This is a genomic window from Kordia sp. (assembly GCF_022447245.1).
GTDB lineage: Bacteria > Bacteroidota > Bacteroidia > Flavobacteriales > Flavobacteriaceae > Kordia.
The window spans coordinates 136,861-161,989 of sequence record NZ_JAKVBC010000004.1; the positions used below are offsets into that span (position 1 = coordinate 136,861).

The 25,129-nt window shown below is 34.0% G+C and carries 21 protein-coding genes and 1 pseudogene; 14 read left to right on the forward strand and 8 right to left on the reverse strand.

Going from position 1 to position 25,129, the window contains the following annotated elements; all coding sequences use genetic code 11:
- Positions 1 to 27: 27 nt before the first annotated feature.
- Positions 28 to 2,883, reverse strand: coding sequence for a glycosyl hydrolase (locus MK119_RS04620; RefSeq protein ID WP_290671366.1), 2,856 nt, complete (start codon positions 2,881 to 2,883; stop codon positions 28 to 30).
- Between the two features lie 186 nt (positions 2,884 to 3,069).
- Here MK119_RS04620 and MK119_RS04625 point away from each other — a divergent pair, with 186 nt between their 5' ends.
- The 8 genes from MK119_RS04625 (at position 3,070) to MK119_RS04660 (ending at position 11,707) form a co-directional block, all read left to right on the forward strand.
- Positions 3,070 to 3,654 carry a Crp/Fnr family transcriptional regulator gene (locus MK119_RS04625; RefSeq protein ID WP_290671368.1) on the forward strand — a complete coding sequence of 195 codons (585 nt, stop codon included), beginning with the start codon at positions 3,070 to 3,072 and terminating at the stop codon, positions 3,652 to 3,654.
- Between the two features lie 1,128 nt (positions 3,655 to 4,782).
- Positions 4,783 to 6,501, forward strand: a complete 1,719-nt coding sequence (locus tag MK119_RS04630; RefSeq protein ID WP_290671369.1) for a hypothetical protein — start codon at positions 4,783 to 4,785, stop codon at positions 6,499 to 6,501.
- Positions 6,498 to 8,240 (forward strand): T9SS type A sorting domain-containing protein, encoded by a 1,743-nt coding sequence (locus MK119_RS04635; protein ID WP_290671370.1) that lies wholly within the window; start codon positions 6,498 to 6,500, stop codon positions 8,238 to 8,240. The genes MK119_RS04630 and MK119_RS04635 overlap by 4 nt, the downstream gene beginning before the upstream one ends.
- Before the next feature lie 27 nt (positions 8,241 to 8,267).
- Positions 8,268 to 8,669 carry a hypothetical protein gene (locus MK119_RS04640; RefSeq protein WP_290671371.1) on the forward strand — a complete coding sequence of 134 codons (402 nt, stop codon included), beginning with the start codon at positions 8,268 to 8,270 and terminating at the stop codon, positions 8,667 to 8,669.
- Complete coding sequence (locus MK119_RS04645) at positions 8,659 to 8,829, forward strand: hypothetical protein (protein ID WP_290671372.1); 171 nt, start codon at positions 8,659 to 8,661, stop codon at positions 8,827 to 8,829. The genes MK119_RS04640 and MK119_RS04645 overlap by 11 nt, the downstream gene beginning before the upstream one ends.
- A 107-nt stretch (positions 8,830 to 8,936) precedes the next feature.
- Positions 8,937 to 10,247: an aminopeptidase P family protein gene (locus MK119_RS04650; RefSeq protein ID WP_290671373.1), complete on the forward strand. Its 1,311-nt coding sequence runs from the start codon at positions 8,937 to 8,939 to the stop codon at positions 10,245 to 10,247.
- Positions 10,248 to 10,431: 184 nt separating this feature from the next.
- A complete protein-coding gene (locus MK119_RS04655) occupies positions 10,432 to 10,932 on the forward strand; it encodes a DUF6090 family protein (RefSeq protein ID WP_290671374.1) in 501 nt (166 codons plus the stop codon).
- A gap of 184 nt (positions 10,933 to 11,116) precedes the next feature.
- Complete coding sequence (locus MK119_RS04660) at positions 11,117 to 11,707, forward strand: hypothetical protein (RefSeq protein WP_290671375.1); 591 nt, start codon at positions 11,117 to 11,119, stop codon at positions 11,705 to 11,707.
- Between the two features lie 58 nt (positions 11,708 to 11,765).
- Here MK119_RS04660 and MK119_RS04665 read toward each other — a convergent pair whose 3' ends face one another.
- The 6 genes from MK119_RS04665 to MK119_RS04690 form a co-directional block, all read right to left on the reverse strand.
- Entirely contained in the window at positions 11,766 to 12,146 is a 381-nt protein-coding gene (locus MK119_RS04665; protein ID WP_290671376.1) for a plastocyanin/azurin family copper-binding protein, read from the reverse strand.
- Between the two features lie 96 nt (positions 12,147 to 12,242).
- Entirely contained in the window at positions 12,243 to 12,599 is a 357-nt protein-coding gene (locus MK119_RS04670) for a hypothetical protein (RefSeq protein ID WP_290671377.1), read from the reverse strand.
- Positions 12,600 to 12,720: 121 nt separating this feature from the next.
- Positions 12,721 to 13,188, reverse strand: coding sequence for a carboxymuconolactone decarboxylase family protein (locus MK119_RS04675; RefSeq protein ID WP_366512772.1), 468 nt, complete (start codon positions 13,186 to 13,188; stop codon positions 12,721 to 12,723).
- Positions 13,189 to 13,840: 652 nt separating this feature from the next.
- Positions 13,841 to 14,686: a helix-turn-helix domain-containing protein gene (locus tag MK119_RS04680; RefSeq protein WP_290671378.1), complete on the reverse strand. Its 846-nt coding sequence runs from the start codon at positions 14,684 to 14,686 to the stop codon at positions 13,841 to 13,843.
- A gap of 248 nt (positions 14,687 to 14,934) precedes the next feature.
- A complete protein-coding gene (gene brnQ, locus MK119_RS04685; protein ID WP_290671379.1) occupies positions 14,935 to 16,245 on the reverse strand; it encodes a branched-chain amino acid transport system II carrier protein in 1,311 nt (436 codons plus the stop codon).
- On the reverse strand, positions 16,246 to 16,794 hold the full coding sequence (locus MK119_RS04690) for a hypothetical protein (protein WP_290671380.1): 549 nt from the start codon (positions 16,792 to 16,794) through the stop codon (positions 16,246 to 16,248).
- 60 nt (positions 16,795 to 16,854) lie between these two features.
- Between MK119_RS04690 and MK119_RS04695 the strand changes: the two genes are divergently transcribed.
- Positions 16,855 to 17,637, forward strand: coding sequence for an alpha/beta hydrolase (locus MK119_RS04695; RefSeq protein ID WP_290671381.1), 783 nt, complete (start codon positions 16,855 to 16,857; stop codon positions 17,635 to 17,637).
- 253 nt (positions 17,638 to 17,890) lie between these two features.
- The gene (locus tag MK119_RS04700) at positions 17,891 to 18,121 is read left to right on the forward strand and encodes a hypothetical protein (RefSeq protein ID WP_290671383.1); all 231 of its coding nucleotides are present in this window, start codon (positions 17,891 to 17,893) and stop codon (positions 18,119 to 18,121) included.
- A gap of 24 nt (positions 18,122 to 18,145) precedes the next feature.
- Here MK119_RS04700 and thiL read toward each other — a convergent pair whose 3' ends face one another.
- On the reverse strand, positions 18,146 to 19,192 hold the full coding sequence (thiL, locus tag MK119_RS04705; protein ID WP_290671385.1) for a thiamine-phosphate kinase: 1,047 nt from the start codon (positions 19,190 to 19,192) through the stop codon (positions 18,146 to 18,148).
- A gap of 88 nt (positions 19,193 to 19,280) precedes the next feature.
- Here thiL and MK119_RS04710 point away from each other — a divergent pair, with 88 nt between their 5' ends.
- From MK119_RS04710 to MK119_RS04725, 4 genes and pseudogenes are all read left to right on the forward strand, one after another.
- Complete coding sequence (locus MK119_RS04710; protein ID WP_290671387.1) at positions 19,281 to 20,708, forward strand: choice-of-anchor B family protein; 1,428 nt, start codon at positions 19,281 to 19,283, stop codon at positions 20,706 to 20,708.
- A 34-nt stretch (positions 20,709 to 20,742) separates the two neighbouring features.
- Positions 20,743 to 21,995 (forward strand): annotated as a pseudogene (locus MK119_RS04715) (choice-of-anchor B family protein).
- Between the two features lie 3 nt (positions 21,996 to 21,998).
- On the forward strand, positions 21,999 to 23,390 hold the full coding sequence (locus MK119_RS04720; protein ID WP_290671388.1) for a hypothetical protein: 1,392 nt from the start codon (positions 21,999 to 22,001) through the stop codon (positions 23,388 to 23,390).
- A 3-nt stretch (positions 23,391 to 23,393) separates the two neighbouring features.
- Positions 23,394 to 24,152, forward strand: a complete 759-nt coding sequence (locus tag MK119_RS04725) for an MbnP family protein (RefSeq protein WP_290671389.1) — start codon at positions 23,394 to 23,396, stop codon at positions 24,150 to 24,152.
- Positions 24,153 to 25,129: the final 977 nt, after the last annotated feature.

A 25,129-nucleotide genomic window follows, 5' to 3' on the forward strand; every position in this document is an offset into this window, starting at 1 on the left:
TTTTATTTTTATTTGTTGTTATTTCTTTTATTCTATAACTAAATCTGTACTATCTGTTCCACCATTTCCAGAAACTTCAATTGTATACGTTCCTTTTGGTAAATAGTAAGCACCATTTTTCTTTTTAGGAATAGTTGCGTTTTCGTCTTTTTTCAAATATTTTTTACGTGCTTTTTCAGTCACACTTACATCGTAATTCCATGTATTGAATCCTGCATCAGCAGTGACTTTAGCTTCGTTCATTACAACACCATTTTTCGCAATAACTTTTACGGTAAAGTTTCCTCCCTTTTTCGCATGAAAATAGATTTCCTTTTTAGGAACTCTTGCTTCTAACCATTTGCTCCACGTAGTTCCCCAAGATGGACGCGAACGTACACTTTCTGTATCAAATACATGAACATCTTTTGCCACAATTGCTGCATCGACTTGTTGTAATACCGCAATATTAGCTTTATAAATAGAACGCCCATGTGTTCCTAATAGTAAATCTTTTGCTTGTTTTTGTACAACAATATCATGTACTGCCACATTTGGCAATCCGTTGTGGAAAGGTTGCCATGTTTTCCCCATGTCTAGGGAAGCGTAAGCTCCATTATCTGTACCAACATACAGTACACTTTCGTTTTCAGGATCTTCTTTGATAACATTTACTGGTGAAGCAGGAATTCCGTTTGCAATACTTTTCCAAGTTTGTCCGTAATCGTCTGACATGTATATATAACTTTCAAAATTGTCCCAACGATAACCGTTTAAAGTTGCATACACACGTTCCTTTTTGTGCGATGAAGCTATGACACGCGACACCCATAGATCTTGTGGAAAGCTGTTTGAAATCTTTTGCCAATCGCCTCCGCCATTTTTGGTTACGTGAATTAATCCATCATCACTTCCCACATAGATCAATCCAAATTGAAAAGGTGATTCAGAAATACTTGTCAAAGTTCCATACGCTACATTTCCTTTTTTCCCTCCTTTGGTTAAATCATCTGAAATTGCTTCCCATTCGTCACCTTTATTGAGCGATCTATGCAATTTGTTCCCTCCTAAGTACAGAATATCTTGATTGTGAACCGAAAGATGAATTGGTGTTTGCCAGTTAAACCTGTATGGTGATTCTCCTAATTCATGCTTTGGCTGAATGTATTGTTGAGAACCATTTTCACGATTGATTCTGAAGTAATTCCCAAATTGATATCCAGTGTATACAATATTTGGATTGCGTTTGTCTACTTGTACTTGCATTCCGTCTCCACCCATAATTCTCTTATATGGATATTCACCTTCTTCATGCCATTTTACAGAAGCTTTATAATTATTTGGACCTACCCAAACTCCATTATCTTGCAATCCTCCATATACTTTGTACGGCGATTGCTCATCTGCATAAATTGCATAAAACTGTCCTACAGCTGGAGTATTACATTTGATCCAATTATCTCCATTGTTGTATGAAATATTGACTCCACCATCATTTCCATTGATTAAATGATTTGGATTGTTTGGATTTATCCAAAGTGAATGGTGATCTACGTGTACATTTTGACCGTTGATTGATTTGAACGTTTTTCCTCCATCTTGCGAACGCAAAATTGGAACTCCTGCAATGTAAATTTGATTTTGATTTTTTGGGCTTACACGAATCATTCCGAAGTAATATCCGTATGAGTATACGACATCATCTAAATAATCGTCATGTGTTTTTTTCCACGATTTTCCGCCATCGGTAGTTTTGAAAATCTGCGCTCCAATTACTGGTGTATCAAATAATAAAGAGTTTGCATTTTCTAGATATTTCGCTAAATCGATTGGTTTGATCGTTCCTGCACGCACCAATTGCTTTACATTTTCAGCTCTGTATTTTTCCTGAAAACCGTTCGTTTTTAAGTATGTATTTAATTCTTTATCAGTCAGACTTAAAAACTTCTCTGAAGACATTGTTTTAAAATCATCTTTTGTCAATGCTTTAGAATCACTTTCTTTTTCCTTCTTTTTCTCTCTCCTAAATTGGCTATCATGAAAAGCATATACTGTAGTGTCATCGTAAACAGCCAATCCGATTCTTCCAACGCCATCACCTTCTGGAAAACCTGATTTTTCACTTACTTTTTTCCAAGTATTTCCAGCATCTGTACTTTTATAAATTGCAGAATTGATTCCATTTCCAATAAAATTCCACGCTTTACGATCGCGTTCCCATGAAGAAGCATATTGCACATTGAAATTATTTGGCGAAACAGCTAAATCTACAATTCCCGTTTCGTTATTAACAAATAATGTTTTGTTCCATGTTTTTCCACCATCAGTAGTTTTAAAAATTCCGCGTTCTGCGTTTGGCGAATATAAATGTCCTAAAACCGCGACAACGACTTCATTTCCATTATTCGGATTGATTAAAATACGACTGATATGATGTGAATCTAGCAATCCCATGTTTTCCCAGTTTTTCCCTTGATCGGTACTTTTTAGGATTCCAATTCCAGCATACGATGAACGTGAAGAGTTATTTTCTCCGGTTCCAACCCAAATGGTGTTTGATTTCCAATCGATGGCAATATCACCAATGTTCTGAGTTGGCGAACTGTCTAAAACAGGCGTAAAAGTAGTTCCGTTATCGTTTGTGTACCATAATCCTCCAGAAGCGTATGCTACGTAGAATTCAGCAGTATTATTTGGATTCACATCTAAATCGACCACACGACCACTCATAATCGTAGGTCCAATATTGGTAAATTCAATGTTTTTAACACTAGAGTTTTGTGTAAGTTTTGCTTTCTGTTTTAATGCTTCTTGCACCTTCGTTGCCGATGTTGAGTTACTTTGTGCAAAGCCAAATTGTGCTACAAAAAGTGAGCACGCAAGGAGTAAAATTTTAGGTTTCATGGATTGGTTTATTTTAGTTTTTCAAAGTACTCAATGTTGCAAACTTGGCAAAATTTTGCTTGTATTTTTAACAATAGTTATGGTTTCTTCAGTCTTTGTAACAATCAATTTTAATTCTTTAGAAAAGAATTATCTGCAAAATTTAAAATAGTTTGTACTTTTAAAGCTTTATTTTCAATATTGGTAATGGGCATTTCTACTAAAAATCTGGAATTATATTTAAAGCGATTTATTCAAGATGATTCTTTGAATGACCAAATTCCTGTGATTTTGAAAGCCTTCCATTATTTGCAGTACAAAAAGAATACACTTTTTGTGGAAGAAGGTAAAATTGCTCCCTATTTCTGCTTCATTGAAAGCGGCATTTTACAGCATAATATTTTGGTTGATGGAGAAGAAAAGACTACCTATCTTGCTCTGAAAAATTCCGCCACGGCGGCACTAAAAAGTTTTATTGATCAAATTCCATCACGAAAAAATATAAAAGCCATTAGTGAATGTAATCTATTTGTGATTGATCAAAAAAAATTCATAAATCTATTAAAGAATAACGAAGCTTTCCAACGTTTTTATTACAACTTAATCGAGAATCAAATCTACAGAATTGATGACTATCGAATAGATTTATTAACGTTAACTCCAGAAGAACGTTATAAAAAACTTCTTTTGAATGAACCAAAACTACTAAAAGAAGTTCCGCTGCATTATTTGGCTTCCTTTTTAGGAATTTCATCACGACACATGAGTCGTATCCGAAAGAATATTATTTGAGTTGTGTTAGATATGATTTTTAAAATATTGTTAGATGTTTTGTATTAACAAACTTGTTGTTCAGAAAAGTTTTTTTACTAATTAGCAATCAAAGCAGCAAAAATGTCATTAAAGCAATTTGTACCAAATCTATGTTTAGAGTGTTCTACTTGACAAATGTTATTTAATTAATCAAAAAAAGTTTTGATAATGGCTTTTTTTCAAAGATTATACGCATCTTTTAGTAGTATTGTTTTCATATTGTTTTTTAGCTTAGTGTTGAAATGGATTCCGTTAAAGGTTAGTTCAGTAAAAAGCTTTAGAAAAAATATATCCTTTATCGCCAAATAACTTACCAAAAAGCTTTACACCTTTGTGGCTTACAGTCATCAGTATTACCTCATGAAATCAAAAAGTCAATAACTCCTGATGTTGCGTAATTTAAAGCCATAGAACTAGCCCAAAGGACATTGTCTAGGTTTAGATACATTTTAAACACGCCAAAACTATGGATTCTTGTTTTATCACAAACCTAAAGTGGTGAAAAATGAATAAAACTTATGCCTGTACAATGAGCTAAACCACAAAATTTGAGATAGATTGCTAGTGCCATGAATCTCTATTTTGTAACATAGGATTACACGAAACTAAGTTTGGGAAGTCGATATATAAATGCTTACAAGCATATCCTACGCAAAATTCTTTAAAGGTTCAAATCCAGATAAATGAAAATAACTCGAATAGTCATGTCTTCTGATAAACTCAATTTTGAAGTTTCAATGCATTTTTAAACATTAACAATCAGGTTTTTTTCCAAAAAGGGACAAATTCAGCACAAAATTATCAATTGAACAGAAAATGTCAGTAATTCCACTTACAAACCGTATTATTTTAATAAATTAGTATTGATACGTTAAGCCATTAAATATTCTACTCTTTTTTATATTGGATATGCCAATTCTCATGTCAAATTCAACTTACTTAGGTAACTAATCTCATTATTATTTTCACAAAACCTTTATAATAAATTAAATATATTGATGCTAAAACTAGCTTAATTTCATACATTTACAAATATCTTATTAATGTTATATTGATAAGACTCAACTTTTGCCTCGATTTTTATTCCACATAAACTAAACATGCGCTATGAGAAAACTAGTACTCTTTTTCGTATTGCTAACTGCAATCGTTGGATATTCTCAACAATCTCCAGACCCAAGTATTTCAAACCAATTGTACAAGGATGCCCCTGAATGGGCAAAATTGATGTATAGTGAAAATCCAAATGCAAATACAATTGATCAATTGTATCGAGAATATTATGAAACACATGAATATGTAAAATCATATCATACACAATATTACAAAAGATGGCGAAGAGCTATCAATCCATTTCTAAATAATGAAGGTTTTTACGATCATACTAAAAAACTTCAAGCCATAGAAGCAGCACGAACACTTCAAGGCTCTGTAAACGCTAAACAAGTAGGCAATTGGTCTGTTATGGGACCTTTTGAAAGTTATCGTGAAGGCGGTACCGTTTTCAGTGGAGCGCAAACCAATATTTACAGCATTAGTCAATGCTTAAATACTCCGAATGTTTTATACTGTGGAACAGAATCTGGAGAAGTATATAAAACTACCAATGGAGGTGACAACTGGACCAATGCTTCAAAAACTTTAGTAACAACTTTAGCGCCACAAGCGGTGATTGCCAATGGAGGTGTAAGAGCCATTGCAGTACATCCTAACGATCCTGATACTGTATATGCAGGTTCTGGAAGTGAATTATTCAAGACCGTAAACGGAGGTATTTCTTGGACCGTTGTATTTGATAGTAATATTCCTTTGTTTGGATATATTGATAATCCTTCAGAAATATTTATCAACCCAACCAATCCTGACATTGTTTTTCTTGCTGGAAAAGCAGGTGTTCACCGTTCTACAGATGGTGGATTAAATTGGTCACAAGTTGTAGTGAATGAAGTTTTTGATCTGAAAGCACAACCTGGAAACCCGAATACCTTATATGTGGTAAGAAATAATACGGCAACCAATACACATCAATTTTTAAAATCTACGGACGGAGGCGTTGTTTGGTTAGCACAAACTACAGGTTGGTATAATTCTACAGATCCGAATCGAAGTGTCGTTGGTGCTAAAATTGCTGTCAGTAATGCAGATTCTAATAAAGTATATGCGTTTTTAATCGGTGATTCTAAAGCTGGTGATAATGGATTTATCGGTCTTTACAAAAGTGATGATGCAGGAGTTTCTTGGGTAAATACAATGGGATATGATGGTGCACCTTATACAGCAACACATCTGAATTTATTAAATTCTGATCCTTCTGGTGGTGGATTCAATCAAGGGTTTTACAATTGTGCCATCATGGCTTCCAATACAAATGCTGATGAAGTATTGGTTGGAGGAATTGGAATGTGGCGATCGAATGATGGTGGACAAACTTTTACCTGTATTTTTAATTACGGCTGCGGAATCCACAATCCGATGCACGTAGATATGCAAGATTTTAAAGCTTTTGGAAACGAATATTGGGCCACTACTGATGGAGGTATTTTTAAATCGAACGATTTATTTGCTACACAACCCGAATTTAAAATGACAGGTGTCCACGGGACCGATTTTTGGGGATTTGGCTCTGGCTGGAATCGTGACTTATTAGTTGGCGGAACCTTCCACAATGGTGTAGATGTATATTCGGAAGGATTTCCTTTTGGAAGTTTCTTAGATTTAGGTGGCGGCGAACCTGCTTCTGGTTATGTAAACCCAGGAACAGAGCAAATTTATTCAACAAATATTGGTGGTCGTTTTATCCAACAACTATTAGCGGTGCTGTTTTGAATGCTTCCTTTGGAATATCACCAAATGAATCGCCATGGTTTGCACAATCGTCTGAAATGGAGTTTCATCCAAGTTGTTATAATTATGTATATACTGGGAATTCCAATCAATTATTTAAAAGCGAAAATGCAGGAGCAAGTTTTGATGCCATTTATACTGCACCTGCAAATAGTCAAGTTTTAGGTATAGAAATTTCACGTATCAATACAGACACTATGTATATTGTTGTGCGTCCAAATTCTGGAAATTCGTATTTAGTAAAAACAACTGATGCTTGGGCAAGTACAAGTACAATTACCTTACCAAGTGGCAATGGAACACTAGCTTTGATTAGTTTAGACCCTGAAAATGATGAAACAATTTGGTTGGCATATCCTCGTGGCACAAATGGTAATAAAGTATTTAAAAGTAACAACGGTGGTACATCTTGGACTAATGAAACTTCAAATGAATTAAACGGGCAAAATATTCAAGTATTAACTACTATTGGAGGAACTGATGGCGGTGTGTATGTTGGTACAAGCATGTCTGTTTATTATAAAAATAATTCCATGGCTTCATGGACATTGGACAATGCCAACTTACCAACTACTATTGGTGCAAATGACTTACGTCCATTTTATAGAGATGGAAAAATACGTTTGGCGAGTTACGGAAAAGGTATTTGGGAAAGTGCTTTGTTTGAAACGCCTTCAAGACCCGTAGCTAAAATTATGGTAGATAAGTTGTCTGCTAATTGTGCTGGAGATGTTTTTTATTTTGATGATTATTCCATGTTGAATCATACGAATGCTACGTGGGCATGGACGTTTGAAAATGCTAATATTGCGACTTCTTCGTTACGTAATCCGCAAGTGACTTTTAACGGTACTGGAAGTCATTTAGTAACCTTAACTGTTACCAATGATGCAGGTATTTCGTCAAGTGATTCTATTACAATTAATGTAGAAGCGTTGACTAACACAAACCTAGAAGAAGATTTTGAAGTAGCTTTTGTCCCAGAAGGTTGGACACAAGAATCTACTGGGAATTATGCTTGGACATATGAAAATAATGTAGGTGGTTTTGGACTCAGCACCAATTCGATGGTAGTAAATAATTATGTGATTTCTCAACAAGGAACGTATTGTGATATTATTGCTCCTTTAAATATGACAAATACTGATGTAACAGATGGTATGCTAACTTTTGATGTTGCCTATGCCTTATATTCAGCTGCATATGCAGATGGACTAGAAGTGTATATTTCCACAGATTGTGGCATGACATGGACTTCTGTGTACAGTAAATTTGGAGACGTATTGGCAACAGCGCCAAACACTACGGCTCAATTTGTACCAACAGCTACACAATGGCGTACAGAATCTATCGATTTAACAAGTTATATTGGTAATGAAAATGTACAAGTAAAGTTTAGAAATGTAAATGCGTATGGACAAGCTTTATATGTCGACAACATCAATTTAGGAAGTATATTAAGTGTAAATGAAGTTGCAACTGATGCGATTAGCTTCTTCCCAAATCCTGTAAAAAGTAATGATGCAGTTTTTGTAAAAAGCACCAAAGATGAAGACATTAAGTTTTCATTATACAACATTCAAGGAAAATTGATAGGAACTATATTTACACAAACCAATACACCTATTCCAACGCAGCAATGGGATTTAAGTGCTGGCGTGTATTTATACAATATCCGTTCAAATAATAAAATAAAGAAAGGAAAATTGATTGTGTATTGATAGGCAATCAAAGATCACTGATTAATTATGGGCGTAAATATTACTGCGATTTTTCCTCAGAAGCTATCTGAAGAAATAATTCATCATCTTATAGATCAAATCGAGTCGCAAAAATGTCTTTCTATAAAAGACTTTTACAATACCACTGTATCAAAAGGATTTCCTGAAAGTTCACACACACTTGTACAATGGTATGTAAATGAAGAGAAAGTTTCAAAAAGACCAAAATTACCCAACATAAATGCTGCAATTGCAATACCTGAACAACTAACACTACAGTTTAGTAATACTGGATTTTCACTTTGGAGTATGATTAGAGCGCATATAGCAATTTCAGAAGAGCCAGAAATCGCAGCTAAATTTAAGCTTATGTGTACAGAAATTGCGAATAAAGACAAATGTCACCGAATGTTGGATTATGGGCGATGACAATCCTATTTATCATACTTTTATTCAAAATAAAGATTTTAAATCGGTAGCTTCACAAACACTACAAGCCGCAGGTATTGAGGAACTTTATCAAGAAATAGAATTCGATGACGAGTGTAATTACACTATCAAAGGATATTGCAAATTAATACTAACTTAAATACATATTCAAAGTAGCACAATGTTGCAGGAAAAAAACCGCCATTTGGCTACTTCATCCCTTTTTAGTTTGACTATTTTTGAAGGAAATCAATTAAAATTACCACAATGAAATACCATCCAATAGATCGTAACCTATTTATCAAGAATAGAAAAAACTTCATGGCACAGATGAAACCAAGTAGTTTGGCTGTGTTCAATTCAAATGATATTTACCCTATTAGTGCTGATAGTACCATGCCTTTTGAGCAACATAGAGATATCTTTTACCTCAGCGGCGTAGATCAGGAGGAAAGTATTTTGGTATTGTTTCCAGATTGCCCAAAAGAAAAACATCGTGAAATTTTATTCTTAAAAGAAACCAACGAGCATATTGCCATTTGGGAAGGTGAAAAATTAACCAAAGAAGCTGCTTTGGCAACGTCTGGAATTAAAACCGTGTATTGGTTGCAAGACTTAGAAAAAGTGATGTTTGAAATCATGACGCAATGCGATACAGTGTATATCAATACAAATGAACATTACCGTGCCAGTGTAGAAACGGAAACACGTGAAGATCGTTTTACAAAATGGTTAAAAGACAAATATCCTGCACACAGTGTTGCCAAAAGTAATCCTATTTTACAACGTTTACGTTCTGTAAAAGATCAAATTGAGATTGATTTGATGCAGCAAGCATGTGATATCACTGAAAAAGGTTTCCGTAGATTATTGAGCTTTGTAAAACCAGGCGTTTGGGAGTATGAAATTGAAGCAGAATTAATTCATGAGTTCTTAAGAAATCGCTCTAAAAAATTTGCCTATACACCAATTGTTGCTTCTGGAAATAACGCAAATGTATTGCACTATATTGAGAACAATCAGCAATGTAAAGCTGGCGATTTAATTTTGATGGACGTTGGAGCTGAATACGCAAATTATGCAAGTGATATGACACGTACAATTCCTGTATCTGGTCGTTTTACTGAGCGTCAAAAAGCAGTATACAATGCCGTAAATCGTGTAAAGGATGAAGCTACAAAAATGTTAATTCCGGGAACTATTTGGGCAGATTATCATGTTGAAGTTGGAAAAATTATGACTTCAGAATTGTTGGGCTTAGGTTTATTGGACAAAGCAGACGTACAAAATGAAAATCCAGATTGGCCAGCATATAAAAAGTACTTTATGCATGGAACTTCGCATCATATCGGATTAGACACGCATGATTACGGAATCTTAACAGAACCGATGACAGCTAATATGGTATTTACGGTAGAACCGGGAATTTATTTACCAGATGAAGGTTTTGGAGTTCGTTTAGAAGATGATGTTGTCATTCAAGAAACGGGAGAACCATTCAACTTAATGCGCAATATTCCTATTGAAGCAGACGAAATAGAAGATTTAATGAATCAAAAGATTATACTTAGCCATTAGCGTTTAGCTTTTGGCTTTTTTATTTTTTGAATCTTAAGTTTTATAATAGTCTTTACTATCGAATTCATTGATAGTTAAAGACTATTTTTTTGAATTCTAAATACTAAACTCCCATAACTCATTCGTAATTGTCTATTGCTACTTTTTACCTATCTTTAGTTTTCATCAACTCATTACCATTGGAATGAAAATAAAGTGGAAATATGCTTTGGGCGAAATATTAATTGTCATTATTGGTATTTCCATTGCTTTTTGGTTAAACAATTGGAAAGAAAACAGTGCTAATCAACAGCAAAAAAAGCAATATTTAGAAAATTTAGTACTTGATATTCAACAAGAAATCAATCAGCTTGAAGAAAATCAAAAAAGTATACATGATAAACTTCGAAGAATAAAAGTTATCAGACCATTCTTAGGTGTCAATGAAGGAAACAGGGATAGTATTGCAAGACATATTTTCAATTTAGCACGTACCATTAATTTTCATCCAGAAAATACAACACACCAAACATTGATAAATTCTAGAGATATGAAACTCATTAATGATTTTCAACTTCGAAGAAATATGGAAGAACACTATGCGTTTCACAAGCAGGTTTTGCAAAATTATGAGCGAATTCATAAAATTCATGAAAATTACCTAGGTGACTTTTTCATCCATGAAATTGATTATACAAACATGTAAAAAGGACAGTATGATTTTCTAGAAAAACCGTTACTTAGGAACATTGTACAAAGTCTAGAAGGCTCATATTATATGGTGTTAAAAGGAAATAAAGAATGTATAGAGAGTAACCAAAAACTCTTGGCAAAAGTTGAAGAAGAATTGGAAAAATGATTCAAATTTTTAACATAGAACACTTAAAAAGATGATTTGCCATATTGAACCCTTCGACCATATTCGCTTGCGTCCGCAATGGTATTTTAAAACTTTGTTTGAAGAAAAAACGCTTGATTCGCTTCCACTAGAAATGATTCAATATACTATTGATCATGGTAGTACAAAAATTACCGTGAATCTATATGTTGATTCTTTTTCTGTGGAATTTAACTCGAGCATGTCTTTGGAAGTATATCACGATTATTTGGGTGACATTACACAGGCAGAAGCTGTTTTGGTAAAGACTACTAATTTCCCTGAACTTTGGAAAGAAGGAGTTTTGGAATCTGGACTTTGTGGATCAGTGGGTTTAATACGAATCAATGCAACTTCCGAATGGTGTTCACTACTCACCTATTCCAATGGAGAAAAAGGAGTGTTTTCTTTTAAAGAAGGAAAAACCGAAACGAGAACTATCTGCGGAAGCGACGAACAAAAAAATTATACAAAACTAACCGTAAAACCTGCTCCAACTATCTTTCCTAATTTGACTATCAGCCCAACAACCTTGCAAAAAAAGATTGATGAAATACATAAAAAGTTACATAAAACAGCTATTCAACTACATATTAAAAAATAAAAAAAGCGAACTCAAAAGAGCTCGCTTCTCACTATCAATCATGAAAAAACAATAGTAGTTACTCTACTATTAAGGTATATTGTGGCGTAGGATTTAATGGGCAAAAGTATACGTACTCACCTTTTTTAAGCGTTACTTCTTTTGAGTGTCCTGTCGCGTTATTTTTTACTACTTCTGTTACGTAAGCGTTTTTAATGTGATTAGCAGCATCTGTTTTTCCTTTTGGTGCTAATACGAATCCAACATCATGTCCAACTCCTGTGTTAGCAATTTCAAAAACGTATATTCCTTCTGAAAGCGTAATAGATTTTTGTGTAAACTCACCTTTAGTTTGTTCTAAAGAAACTGTTTTTACACCTTTCTTCATCATTTTGTTTTGTGCTTGCGTATTCATTGAAAACCCTACGAATAATACTAAGATTGCGATTAATTTTTTCATTGTTCTTGGTTTTAAAATATTATGTATTTGTTATTAATTTTTGTGTGAATCTAATTGTGTAAAAGATTCGTATTTATATTTATGTTTAAGGGTATGTTATGCGTGATAGTAACGTTCTCTATAGATTTTTCCATCTTTCCATTCTGTAGCAACTGCTTGTTCAGAAAGCATGGTACTTCCATCTTTTAATTTCAATTCCATTTCGGCTGTATAGAAAGAATGGTTTCCATTTACAGCAAGATTTTTTACATCGTATCTTACAAATTCTTCCAACTGATTGTTAATGAAATCGTGTTCAAAATCGACATTAAACTTTTTTCCTTTTTTAGGTGCTCCATTTGCTTCTCTTAATTCAACTTCATCATGTAGATATGTTTCCATTGCTTCGATAAAAGCTCCTTTTGCTAAAAGTTCATGAACGTGTTTTAAATTTTTCTTTATTTGGTCTTCCATAATTGGTTAATTTTTATTGTTATTGATTATTGGGAAATGAATTCCTGAATCTTATTCCTAAAACTCAGGAAATTCATGTGGTTTTTTAGGCTTCTTCTGTCGCTTAGAACCAGCCTAGATGTTATTGAGCTACTGTAAATTTTCCTGCTTCAACACTTGGAAAATCGATTTCTGTTTCAGCAATGTGATTTACATAGTTTGTCAATGTATTAGCAACTACGTTCAATACGATTTCTAAAACATCTCCATCATTATATCCTGCTGCTTTTACTGCTGCAATTTCTTCTCCTGTAACTTGTCCTCTGTTTTTTGTTACGCTTTGTGCAAATTGTAATCCTGCTTGTACTTTAGCATCGTTTGCTACTCCTTGACGACTTGCTTCGGTTTGCTCTTCTGTCAATCCGTTCATTTTTCCGATAGCAGTGTGTGCTGATAAACAGTAGTTACATGTATTTTCTTCTGCGATAGCTAAAGCTAATTGCTCTCTGAATTTGTTGCTAAAGTTCCCACTAGCTGTTAATTCACCTAAGCTTAAATATGATTTTAACGTTGCAGGAGAATTTCCGAATACTTTAATTAGGTTTGGAATGAATCCTTATTTGTTTTGTACTGCATTAAATAATTCTTTTGCTTCTCCTGTAGTTGCTTCTGGGTTTAAAGTTTCAATTCTTGTACTCATAATTTTGTTTTTTTAATAGTTTTTTATTTTGTTATATGTGTTTGTTTTAGTTTTTGCATTCACAGATTTGTCTCTCTGGATATTGCTCGTCGTATTCTTGGTATCCCCAGCAATTTGGGCAAACGGTATTTTCAATATTTTTCATAATTCTTGGTCTTTTGTTTTCAACTTTTCAAACTGCAATTTTCTTTACCTATTTATAGTTCTAAAAGCGTTGTTTCATTTGAACAGTACAAAGATGCGGCGGAAAGGTGTTTCGAAAAATGGACAAAAGTTCCTAAGAATTGGACAAATGGGAATTTGATAGTTAGATTGTGAAATTTGTTAGACTTTTAGACTGATTTATATAGAGAAACTATGCATATACTGTCTAGCTAAACTTGGTTTACTTTCTCATAATAAACTAAGGATTGTTATTAAGAGTGATAGTGAAGTCATCTGTTTTGTATTACGCTCCTATTCTATAAAGAAACAATCGTGTATTCGTGGTCAAAAATAATATGCGAAATGACACTTTGAGTATATAAGTAGCTACGCGAAGCGATCCAAAAGCGAAGCGATCCTACTTCTTATGTTCCGCTTTAAAGTTTAAGGGAGATTTTTGAGTGGCTTTGGTAAAAAAGCGTGTAAAATAGGCTGGATCATTAAAGCCCAAATCAAAAGCAATTTCTTTTACAGAATGTTCTGAATATAATAATTGACGTTTGGCTTCTAGAATAATTCGGTTTTTGATGAAGTCACTAGGTGTTGCCGTTCCAAGTTTTTGAAAATGTTTGGTAATGGACTTTGGAGAAACGCCCAAACGATCTGCATAAGCAGAAACTGAATGCATTTTTTTAAAATTCTGTTCTACCAATACACTAAAATCTTTGTAGAGTTTGGTTTCCGTTTCTTCTTTTACGATAAAGTCTTCTTTCTTTACACGAACCGAATGAATGATAAATTGCTTCAAATAGCTTTGCAACATATCATACTGTCCAGAGTTTTCATTATTAAACTCTTCAATTAAATCTTCCAATAACAAACTCAAGCGTTGAATATCTTTTGGTTTCGGAATCACATACGGTGAATCGTATACATTATTAAACAACACACCATTACAGGAAATCTCTTGATCATGAGTTTGAATACAATAAAAATAACGTTGAAAAGATAGCTTATACGCTTCTTTGATTTTCTCTGAACTTACTGAAAAAACTTGTCCTGGCGACAAAAAGAAAATGATATTTCCTTCAAATGTATATTCTTCAAAATCGATATGATACGTTCCTTTTCCTTCCCTAATCCAATAAATGGTATATGGATCTACTTGTTCGGGTTTATTAACAACAAAGGCTTTTTCAAATTGCACAACACTTAATGAAAAAGTGTTTTCATACGTATAGGTAGTAATATCTTGAACTGCCATGTTTGATTTTTCTTTTTTCTAAATGATTGATGCAATATTGGTCGTAATAGGTAATGATTATTTACGTAAAAAATTAGATTCGCTGTGCTTTTATAACGCTAACACTTTTAGATTTTCCCAAACGTTAGTTCGAGTGAATTTGTGAAACAAATTTGTATCGAGAATTACTCAGAAATTATATTTTTTCTACGGTAACTGAATCTGTGGCATTGGTTCACATAAAGTTTTCTCTACTATTTTGGTACGGATTAAGATTTATACGCTTCATTTTTATTATGAGATACAAATCCAGCTATCAAAAATGTAACAAACGCAGGCAATACCCATCCAAAATCATCTGTTCCTAAAGGAATGGTTTCTCTAATTGCTACAATAATTTTATTTGTTCCATAGAAAAAGTTAATTGCATCTACCAATCCAAACAAAAATGTTACCAAAACAACAGCTCTAAAAACTAGTGGCGTGGCAATTTTCTGTGGTATCACATTTAAAAAGATCAATACAATCGCAATAGGATAAATAAACTTTAAAATAGGAATGGCAATCACGATGATATCATGAAAATCTAATTGTCCAACACCAATACCTAGTAAACATGCAACAACAGCTGTGATTGTATACGCATCTTTAGAACCTTTGAATAATCCTTTAAAATAATCGGCAGTTCCTGTAATGATTCCCACAGCAGTGGTAAAACAAGCTAAAGTAACCAATACACTTAAAAAGGCAGTTCCGATATTTCCTAAAGTTTCAGTACTAATACCACGTAATAAAGCTGCACGCTTGTGATCGCTATCTAGACTCATATCAATTTCAATTTCACCACTAAAATAGGAACCGAGCAGTATCAAACCTCCATAAATAATAAACAAACCAATACCAGCAATCCAACCTGATTTTGCAATGAGTTTTTTCTTTTCTTCAAACGAATCATGCCCTTGTAAGTTCAGCGAAATTATAATGACTCCGCCAATAACGATTGCACCAATAGCATCAAAGGTTTGGTAACCTTCCAACAATCCTGCAAACAGAGGCGAACCTTGAATTGTAGAAGTTGCAACTTCCTGATGTGGCATAAATAACCCAATTCCTATAATCGTTAGTAAAATTAATACAATTAACGGTGTTAGGAATTTTCCAATAAAGTTGAGAATCTTAGAGCGATTCAACACAAACACCAATACTAAGGCAAAATATAAACTGCTTGTGAGTAAAGCACTTGTGCCAAAATTGGGAAATATAGAAATTTCATGCGTTGCTGAAGCCGTTCTCGGTGATGGAATAGCTACTGAAATGATATAAATTATAATACAAAATGTCGTACTAAAGATTGGCGATACTTTTTTTCCAAAATCGTACATCGAACCTTGCAATCGCGCATGTGCTAAAATTCCAAAAATAGGAATTACTACCGCAGCAATCATAAATCCAAGTGTAACCCAAAACCATTGATCAGTTGCTTGATATCCTAATAATGGTGGTAATAGTAAGTTTCCTGCTCCAAAAAACATTGAGAATAAAGCGAAAGCAGTAACAAAGAGTTCGTTATTTTTTGACATTTATGTGATTTTTTTAATTCCAGCAATTAACAAACTAATAAGCACGTATAGAATTGCCAAAAGAATACTGATAAATTTGATGGTTGCCGTGACAAAAGCCAGTGTAGACCAATGCGATGTTAAATCATCATAGAATAGTTGAAGTAATGCAAAATTTTCTACCATATCTAAAACACCTGCATAAATCACAATTCGAATCATGACAACTCCAAGTCGGTTTACTAAACTTTCTCCATTTGTCCAAATATTTCGTCGCACTCGATGAATGAATAAGCATAAAAGTAATGTGTAGGCAATAATAAAAATATAATCGAACCATAAACTCCATTCGGCCGATTGCATAGCGCCTTCCGTACTTTTCCAAGAATCTAAAATTTGTGTGCTGTAATCGAGTGTTTTTGCCAATTCAAACGAAACAATTCCCATCGGAGCTATTTCATTTTTGAGCAAAGTATCAAAATACATCATACAACTTCCTGCTAATAAAAAGGTAGCAATCGCCAAGAAAAGTAATTTCTTTTCAGCAGAAGGTGATAGTTTTTTCAACATGGAGTTAAACATTTTTTGTTTCTGGTTTTACAACTAACGAAAGATACATATTTTTGCGACATGCAACAGTTTGTCAGCTATAAAAATATAGAAATTGCCTATACCGTTTCTGGGCAAGGAAATGCATTGATCTTTTTGCACGGTTTCTTGGAAACAAGTACAATGTGGCAACCCTATATTGATATTTTCTCTAAAACACACAAAGTCATTGCGATAGATTTGTTAGGTCATGGAAAAACGCCATGTTTGGGTTATATCCAGACGATGGAAGAAATGGCGGAAACTGTTTTTGCTGTCGTAAAAGATCTAAAGTTGCGGAAAATGCATCTATTTGGTCATTCGATGGGCGGTTATGTAGCCTTGGCTTTCGCCGAAATGTATCCTGATTATTTAAAAGGCTTATGCTTAATCAATTCTACTTCAAGAGCAGATACTGATGAACGAAAAGTAAATCGCGATCGTGCTATTAGAGCTGTAAAGCATAACCACAAGCAATTTATTCGTATTTCTATTACAAACTTATTCAGACCAAAAAACCGTAAAATCTTTACTCAGAAAATCAAAGAAGTTAAAAAAGAAGCATTAACAACCTCTTTGCAAGGAATTGTAGCTGCATTGGAAGGAATGAAAATTAGAGAAGATCGAGAAGTCTTACTCCATTTTTCTCCGTATAAGAAAATGATGATTATTGGAAAACATGATCCTGTATTGAATTTTGAAGATTTACTCGATCAAACAAAAAACTCAGAAGTAGATGTAGATATTTTCCCAGATGGTCACATGAGTCACATTGAAAATAAGGAAGATTTATTATTTTCTCTTGAAAAATTTGTGAAAAATTAACCAAAAACAGCTAAAACTTATCTTAAAAACTCAAAATCTCTATTTCAAACAAAAAACTAAGTAAGAAAATATATTTTTTTATTTAAGATTTTAATTCTAAAAATACGCTAGAAAAGTGTTTTTTTATCAATTTTTGATGCAAAATATGCATTTCGTCTAAAAAATATGTCTTTTCATCGGATTTTTAATTAGTTATCTGTATATTAGGTGTAACCAAAGAAAATCTTAACCTACTTAATTTGTAATGGAAAATATGAGTACAAAAACTACTTTTTCACTCGGAAGAATCTATTGTAGCGTATTCGGTCATCGCTACAGAGTCACAAGAAAAGTTACCTCTCACATCAACGAATACCAATGTATGCTTTGTGGACATGAAGCTACGACTGATGACAAAGGAAAAATAACAAAACTGACTCCACAGTTGAAAGATATCAACGAAACTTTAACCACTTTTCACAAAAAGAAGAATCCAGCATTTTAATTTCTGAATTCAACTTGTAAAGTCCTATTGATCCATAGCATTCCATCCTTGCGCTTGCAATGGAATCTTAGTATTTGCCCTCGTAATTAAGTGAATACCTTCGCTCTCTTGCGTCATGTGTCCAATAACCGTAAGATTTGGATTTGCTTTAATTTTTGGGAAGTCTTCTTGACTAATAGTGAATAAAAGTTCATAATCTTCGCCACCGCTTAAGGCTACCATTGTACTGTCTAAATTGAATTCTTCACAGGTAGATATTACTTGTGGATCAAGCGGGATTTTATCTTCATACAAATTACAACCAACATCTGATTGTTTGCATAAGTGCATAATTTCAGAAGACAATCCATCGCTAATATCAATCATTGACGTCGGTTTCACATCCAAATCATGTAATAAAGGTGGGATATCTTTTCTAGCTTCTGGCTTTAACTGACGCTCAATAATATATGAGTACATATCCAAATCTGGTTGATTGTTTGGATTTACCTCAAACACTGTTTTTTCACGTTGCAATACTTTCAAGCCTAAAAAAGCGCCTCCAATATCACCTGTAACCACTAATAAATCATTCTCTTTTGCGCCATTTCTATAAGCAATTTTTTCTTCTTCTATTTCACCAATAGCAGTCACACTAATAAGCAACCCTTTTGTGGAAGAAGTAGTATCGCCTCCAATCACATCTACATTATACATCTTTGCTGCCAATTGAATTCCTGCATACAATTCTTCCAAAGCTTCTAACGGAAAACGATTGGAAACAGCAATCGAAATGGTAACTTGTGTTGCCTTGGCATTCATCGCATAAATATCAGAGACATTTACAACAACTGCTTTATATCCTAAATGCTTTAGTGGCATATAACTCAAATCAAAATGTACGCCTTCTACTAACAAATCTGTAGAAACAACCACTTTTTTTGATTCAAAATCCAATACAGCGGCATCATCACCAATTCCTTTCACTGTAGAACTTTGCGTAATCTTGAAGTTTGCTGTCAAATGATCAATCAATCCAAACTCTCCCAAACTTGCTAGCGACGTACGCTGTTCACCCTTATCTTTTAACATGCTGTAATAGTATTTATTAAGTTAAAATTGTATTTTAGTCCGCAGTTTTTAGCCTCGATCTTATAAAAACGCAAAATTAGCCAAAAAAATGACACGTATTGCACGAAATCTACTCTTTGTTCTTGCACTTTTTAGTATTTCCCCTTCTATAGCCCAAATGGTTCCTTGTTCTGGTGGATTTGCTGGTGTATTTCCTTGTGATGGATATGATTTATTATCCAATCTGCCCAAATCAACCTTCAGTAATGAAGACGGAAGTGATATTTGGGGATGGACAGATTCCACAACAGGCAAAGAATATACTCTTATTACCTTTGAAGATAAAACTTGTTTTGTCGATGTTTCCGATCCAGTGAATCCAATTTATTTAGGAAATATTCCAACCAATGCTGGTGTAAACTTTTGGAGAGATATTAAAGTGTTCAATAACTACGCCTATATTGTTGCTGATAAAGTAGGAAGTCACGGAATGCAAGTATTCGATTTAACACGATTGCGCAATGTGAGCAATCCTCCACAAACTTTTACTCCAGACAACATTTTGACTGATGTAGGAAGCTGCCATAATATTGCCATTAATGAAGATACAGGCTTTGCATACCTTGTTGGTTGTAACACCTTTAGTGGTGGACCGTATTTTTTAGATCTTTCTGATCCTGCGAATCCTGTTTCAGCTGGAGGATATTCAACAGATGGATATACACATGATGCACAAATTGTTGTGTATAATGGTCCTGATACTGAACATCAAGGAAAAGAAATCATGATTGCTAGTAATGAAAACGAAATTGTAATTTTAGATGTTTCTAACAAATCTTCTGTTGTACGAATTTCAAGAGTTGATTATACAGATGTTGGATACACACATCAAGGTTGGTTGTCAGATGATCATCGTTATTTTTATTTAGGTGATGAAACAGATGAAATTGATTTTGGATATCAAACACGTGGTTTGGTGTTTGATTTTCTCGATTTAGACAATCCGTCTTTTATAAGCACATTCACAGGAAACACCAACGCTATTGATCATAATTACTATACAAACGGAAATAAATTATATCAAGCTAATTATACAGCTGGATTACGAATTTTAGACATTACCAACCCGATGAATGTAACTGAAATTGGGTATTTTGATACACATCCAGAATCTAATAATACTACATTTTTTGGCGCTTGGAGTGTGTATCCATATTTTGCTAGTGGCAACATCATTATTAGTGATATTGACAGAGGTTTGATTATCATTAGAGATAGCAACTTATTAAGCACTACGGAAGCTCCATCATTTGATTTTATGATGTACCCTAATCCAGCTTCAAACCATACCATGATTAGAGCTGGTGAAAATATGCTGATCCAAACAATAGAAGTAAGAGATATTTTAGGTAAAAAAGTTACTGAGCATACCAATATCAATGAAATTCTATTTCAACTGCCTGTTTCAAAATTCCCTTCAGGCATGTATGTTGTAAAAATAAACAATACAACTTCTCAGAAATTAGTTGTAAATTAAAGAATTAGCTCACTACCTCACAAAAATATTGCAGATGAAAAAGATAAAAAAATGTCTTCTCTTCATGGTAGCACTAGCTATTTGTGCTTGTGCAGATGATGATAGAGATTCTATTCAGCTAGGTGAAATCCCTAATTCACTAGCATTTCCTGATGCAAGTATCTGTATAGATGGTTCTGCTGGAGGATATCCTTGTAATGGTTATGATTTAATGGCACATCTTTCATTAGATACGTTTGGCGCTCTGCGAGGAAATGATTCTTGGGGATGGACCGGTCCGCAAACCAACCGAGAATACGCATTGATTGGAACTGATGTAAACGCTGCTTTTGTAGATATTACCAATCCAACAAATCCAATCTATTTAGGAAATTTACCAGCACAAACCGTATCTAGTAACTGGCGGGATATCAAAGTGTATAACAATCACGCATTTATTGTAAGTGAAGCGCCAAGCCACGGAATGCAAGTCTTCGATTTAACGCGTTTGCGTAATGTTGCCAATCCACCAGAAACATTCACTCCTGATGCTTGGTATGATGGTTTTGGAAGCGCCCATAATATTGTCATCAATGAAGAAAGCGGATTTGCATATGCAGTTGGCGCCATGACACTTGACGATACTATTTTTTCTTTTAATGGTGGACCACATTTTGTAAACATTCAAAATCCAACAAATCCTGTTGCTGCTGGCGGTTATCCGAATGATGCCTATTCACATGATGCACAAGTGATTACCTATAATGGCCCCGATACGGAACATATTGGAAAAGAAATTTTAATTGGTAGTAATACAAACGAAGTCGTTATTATCGACATCACCGATAAAAACAATCCTATTCAATTATCAACAATTGATTATACAAATATTGGATACACGCATCAAGGTTGGTACACAGAAGACCAACGTTATTTTATTTTAGGAGACGAATTAGATGAACTCAACTTTGGGTTCAACACACGAAGCGTTGTATTTGATTTAGAAGATTTAGACAATCCATCGATACACATGTCCTATGTAGGACCAACTGCTGCTATTGATCATAACGGTTATGCAAAAGATGATATGTTTTTCTTAGCCAACTACACAGCTGGAATTCGCGTATTAGATATTTCAAATATTGGTACTGGAGTCATTCAGGAAGAAGGTTTCTTTGATACTTATCCTGAAATGACGATGCCATTTTTAGAGGTGCTTGGAATGTATATCCATACTTTGAAAGCGGAAATATCATTATAAGCGACATCAACTCAGGATTATTCATCATCCGTAAAAACAACGAATAACACATGACACAACAAAAAATATATACTACAATTTATGCAGTTTTTCTATTGACATTTGTGGTAGGTTGTTCTTCTGACGATGGCAATTCTGGAGATACAAATGATACAACAAATCCAATTGTATTTCAAGGAGAAATTGATTGGGTAAAAACACTTGGCGGCACACAAGAAGATACTGCTCAAGATATTACTATTACTGCTGATGGCGGATACGCAATTGTTGGTTATACTAAAAGTATTGATGGCGATATTATAGACAACGCTACAGAACAAAATAATTATTGGGTAGCACGTTTGGATGCAGAGGGAAATTTACTTTGGAGCAAAACCTATGGAGGAACAGCTGACGATCGTGGTGAAGCTATTAAAACTACTGCCGATGGCGGATTTATCATTACAGGATATAGCAGAAGTGCAGATGAAGATGTAAGTGTAAATAATGGATTTTACGATCAATGGATTGTAAAACTTGATGCGAATGGTAACTTGGTTTGGGAAAAAAGCTTTGGTTACTCTGGAAGCGATCAAGCATTTGACATTATGCAAACGAATGATGGTGGTTATTTTACGACTGGTTTTTTAGATGTTACCGCTTCTGGCGGACAAGGAACTTTTGGAAAACCTAGTGGAAATAATGAAAGTCTCGTAACTCCTAAACATGGTGTTGGCGAATATTGGTGTCATAAACTTGACGCAAATGTAACTATAGTTTGGAGTCGTTTTTTTGGTGGAACTAACAACGACCGCTCTTATTCAACTTTAGAAACAAATGACAACAATTTTATCATCGCAGGTTCTTCTGAGAGCGATGATTTTGATGTAACCAACAGTCAAGGAAGTTACGATTTTTGGGTGGTAAAACTTAGCAATTCAGGCGATTTGATTTGGCAAAAATCCTATGGTGGTACTGGAATTGATATTGGCTATGATATTACCAAAACCAATGATGGAAATTATATTGTAGTTGGCGATACAAGAAGTTCCGATGGAAACATTGCCAATCTGAAAGGATCCGCAGATTTTTGGATTATCAAAATTAGTGATACCGATGGTTCATTACTTTGGGAACGCACTTATGGAGGAAGTGATTTTGAATCGGCACGAGGTATCACTCCGCTTCAAGATGGTGGATTTGCTGTTGTAGGAAGTGCTAAAAGCAACAATGTTGATGTAGATGCAAATTATGGTCAAAATGATTTTTGGGTGATTAAAATTACAGATACTGGAAACTTGACCTGGGAGAAAAACTTCGGTGGATCACAATTAGACATTGCTTTCGGAATTGTAGAAACCAATGATAAAAAGCTAGTCATTGCAGGAAGTACACAAAGTAATGATGGAGACATTACACAAAATAAAGGCATCAAAGATGCGTTGATTCTAAAAATAAAATAAACAATGAAAAAGTTAACATATACACTCTCAATACTAACATTAATACTTGTTTCATCGTGTAATAACGATTCAAATGCTATAGAGACTTCTGCCATTGAAATTATATTTGACAATCGTATTTCTTCAAGTCAAGATTTAGACTTAGGAACTACAGTTTATGTGAATCAAAACAATGAAAGTGTTGTAACGAATGAGCTTAAATATATCATTTCAAACATTGCTTTAACACAGGACAACGGAACTGTTTTTGAATATCCGAAAGAGGATTCCTACTTTGTCATCAATGAAGAAAATTCAAGCAGTTTGACATTAAATTTAACAGGAATTCCTATTGGAAATTATACGCAAATTTCATTCGGAATTGGCGTTGATCAATCTAAATATCCATTAGATGGCGGCGTGATGAATTTTATTCCTACAGCAGAAGATGCTGGTATGTTATGGAATTGGGCAGCAGGTTACAAATTCATCAAATTTGAAGGAACATTTACCCCACAAGGCGGCACAGAAAGTCCATTTGTAATACATGTTGGAAGTCATGGACAGAATTTAGATAACTATAAATTTGTTATGCTTCCGTTAGCAAATACTATCAATGTAGCCACAGGAAATACCGCTGTCGTCAATATAGAAGCGTATGTTCAAAATATCATTGACGCAACCAATCAAATCAAATTAGAAGATACAAGTGATATTCAAGTAGATCCTGTAAATGCACCAAGAATTGCTAAAAACTTAGAAAGCACATTTAGCGCAGAATAAATACTAAAGTTTGTAGTATAACAACTTCGACATAATTCTTACATTTAAGGAAACATGCGTTTCCATAGGTGAAGAAAATCTTACTACATAGCATTTTTTTATTGAGTTGTTTTGTTCTAAATGCGTAATACTGGACAAATCAACATTTTAATGTAGAAAATGGTTTGCCAGACAATTAAACCTTTGCCATTGAAAAATTTAAAGATGAAATTTATGTTGCTATTGATGGCGGACTGGTTACTTTTGACGGTATCAATTTTAAACTTCACAATCGTAAAAAAAATCGATATACCGTTACCTTATTGAATCAAAAAGATAGTGTTTTATATATTGGCTCATGGCTAGATGGCATTCTCCTCAAAAAAAATGATTCGCTTCAAAATATAAATACAGCGCGCATTAACAGAGTACTTAGGTATCAGGAAAAAAATCTATCATTCAACTCATATCATAATTCAGCACTTTTAAGCATCAATCAAAAACAATAGGTTGATACCATCATAAGGTATGAAAAAGAAAATCGTGGCAGGCGCATCGCTATTGACGAGTCTTCCATTTTTGTTTGTAAAAATAATACCATTCACTCTTATAATTGGAAAGGCAATGATACGGGGATTTTTTGGATAAATCCAACAGCAATAAAAACGATGCAACGCATCAATTCATTTTTTTTTGGGGAGATCAACAAGGGACATTATCATGGATTTCAAAAAAAATCCTGAACAAGTGTACACACATCAATTCAAAAAACCGTACACCATAAAAAAAATAATTCCTTATGAAAAATATCGAGCTCTGGTTCAATTGCAACATCGCGCAGAATACAACAGCTTTTACATTCTCTTCTCACTTTTGACAAAAGCTACACTAAGATCACCAATGTAGAATCTATTTTAAGTATTAAATATGGTATTTGCGACATTTTTGTAGACAGTAAAACGATCTATATTGCGAGTTATGGAAATGGAATCTATAAA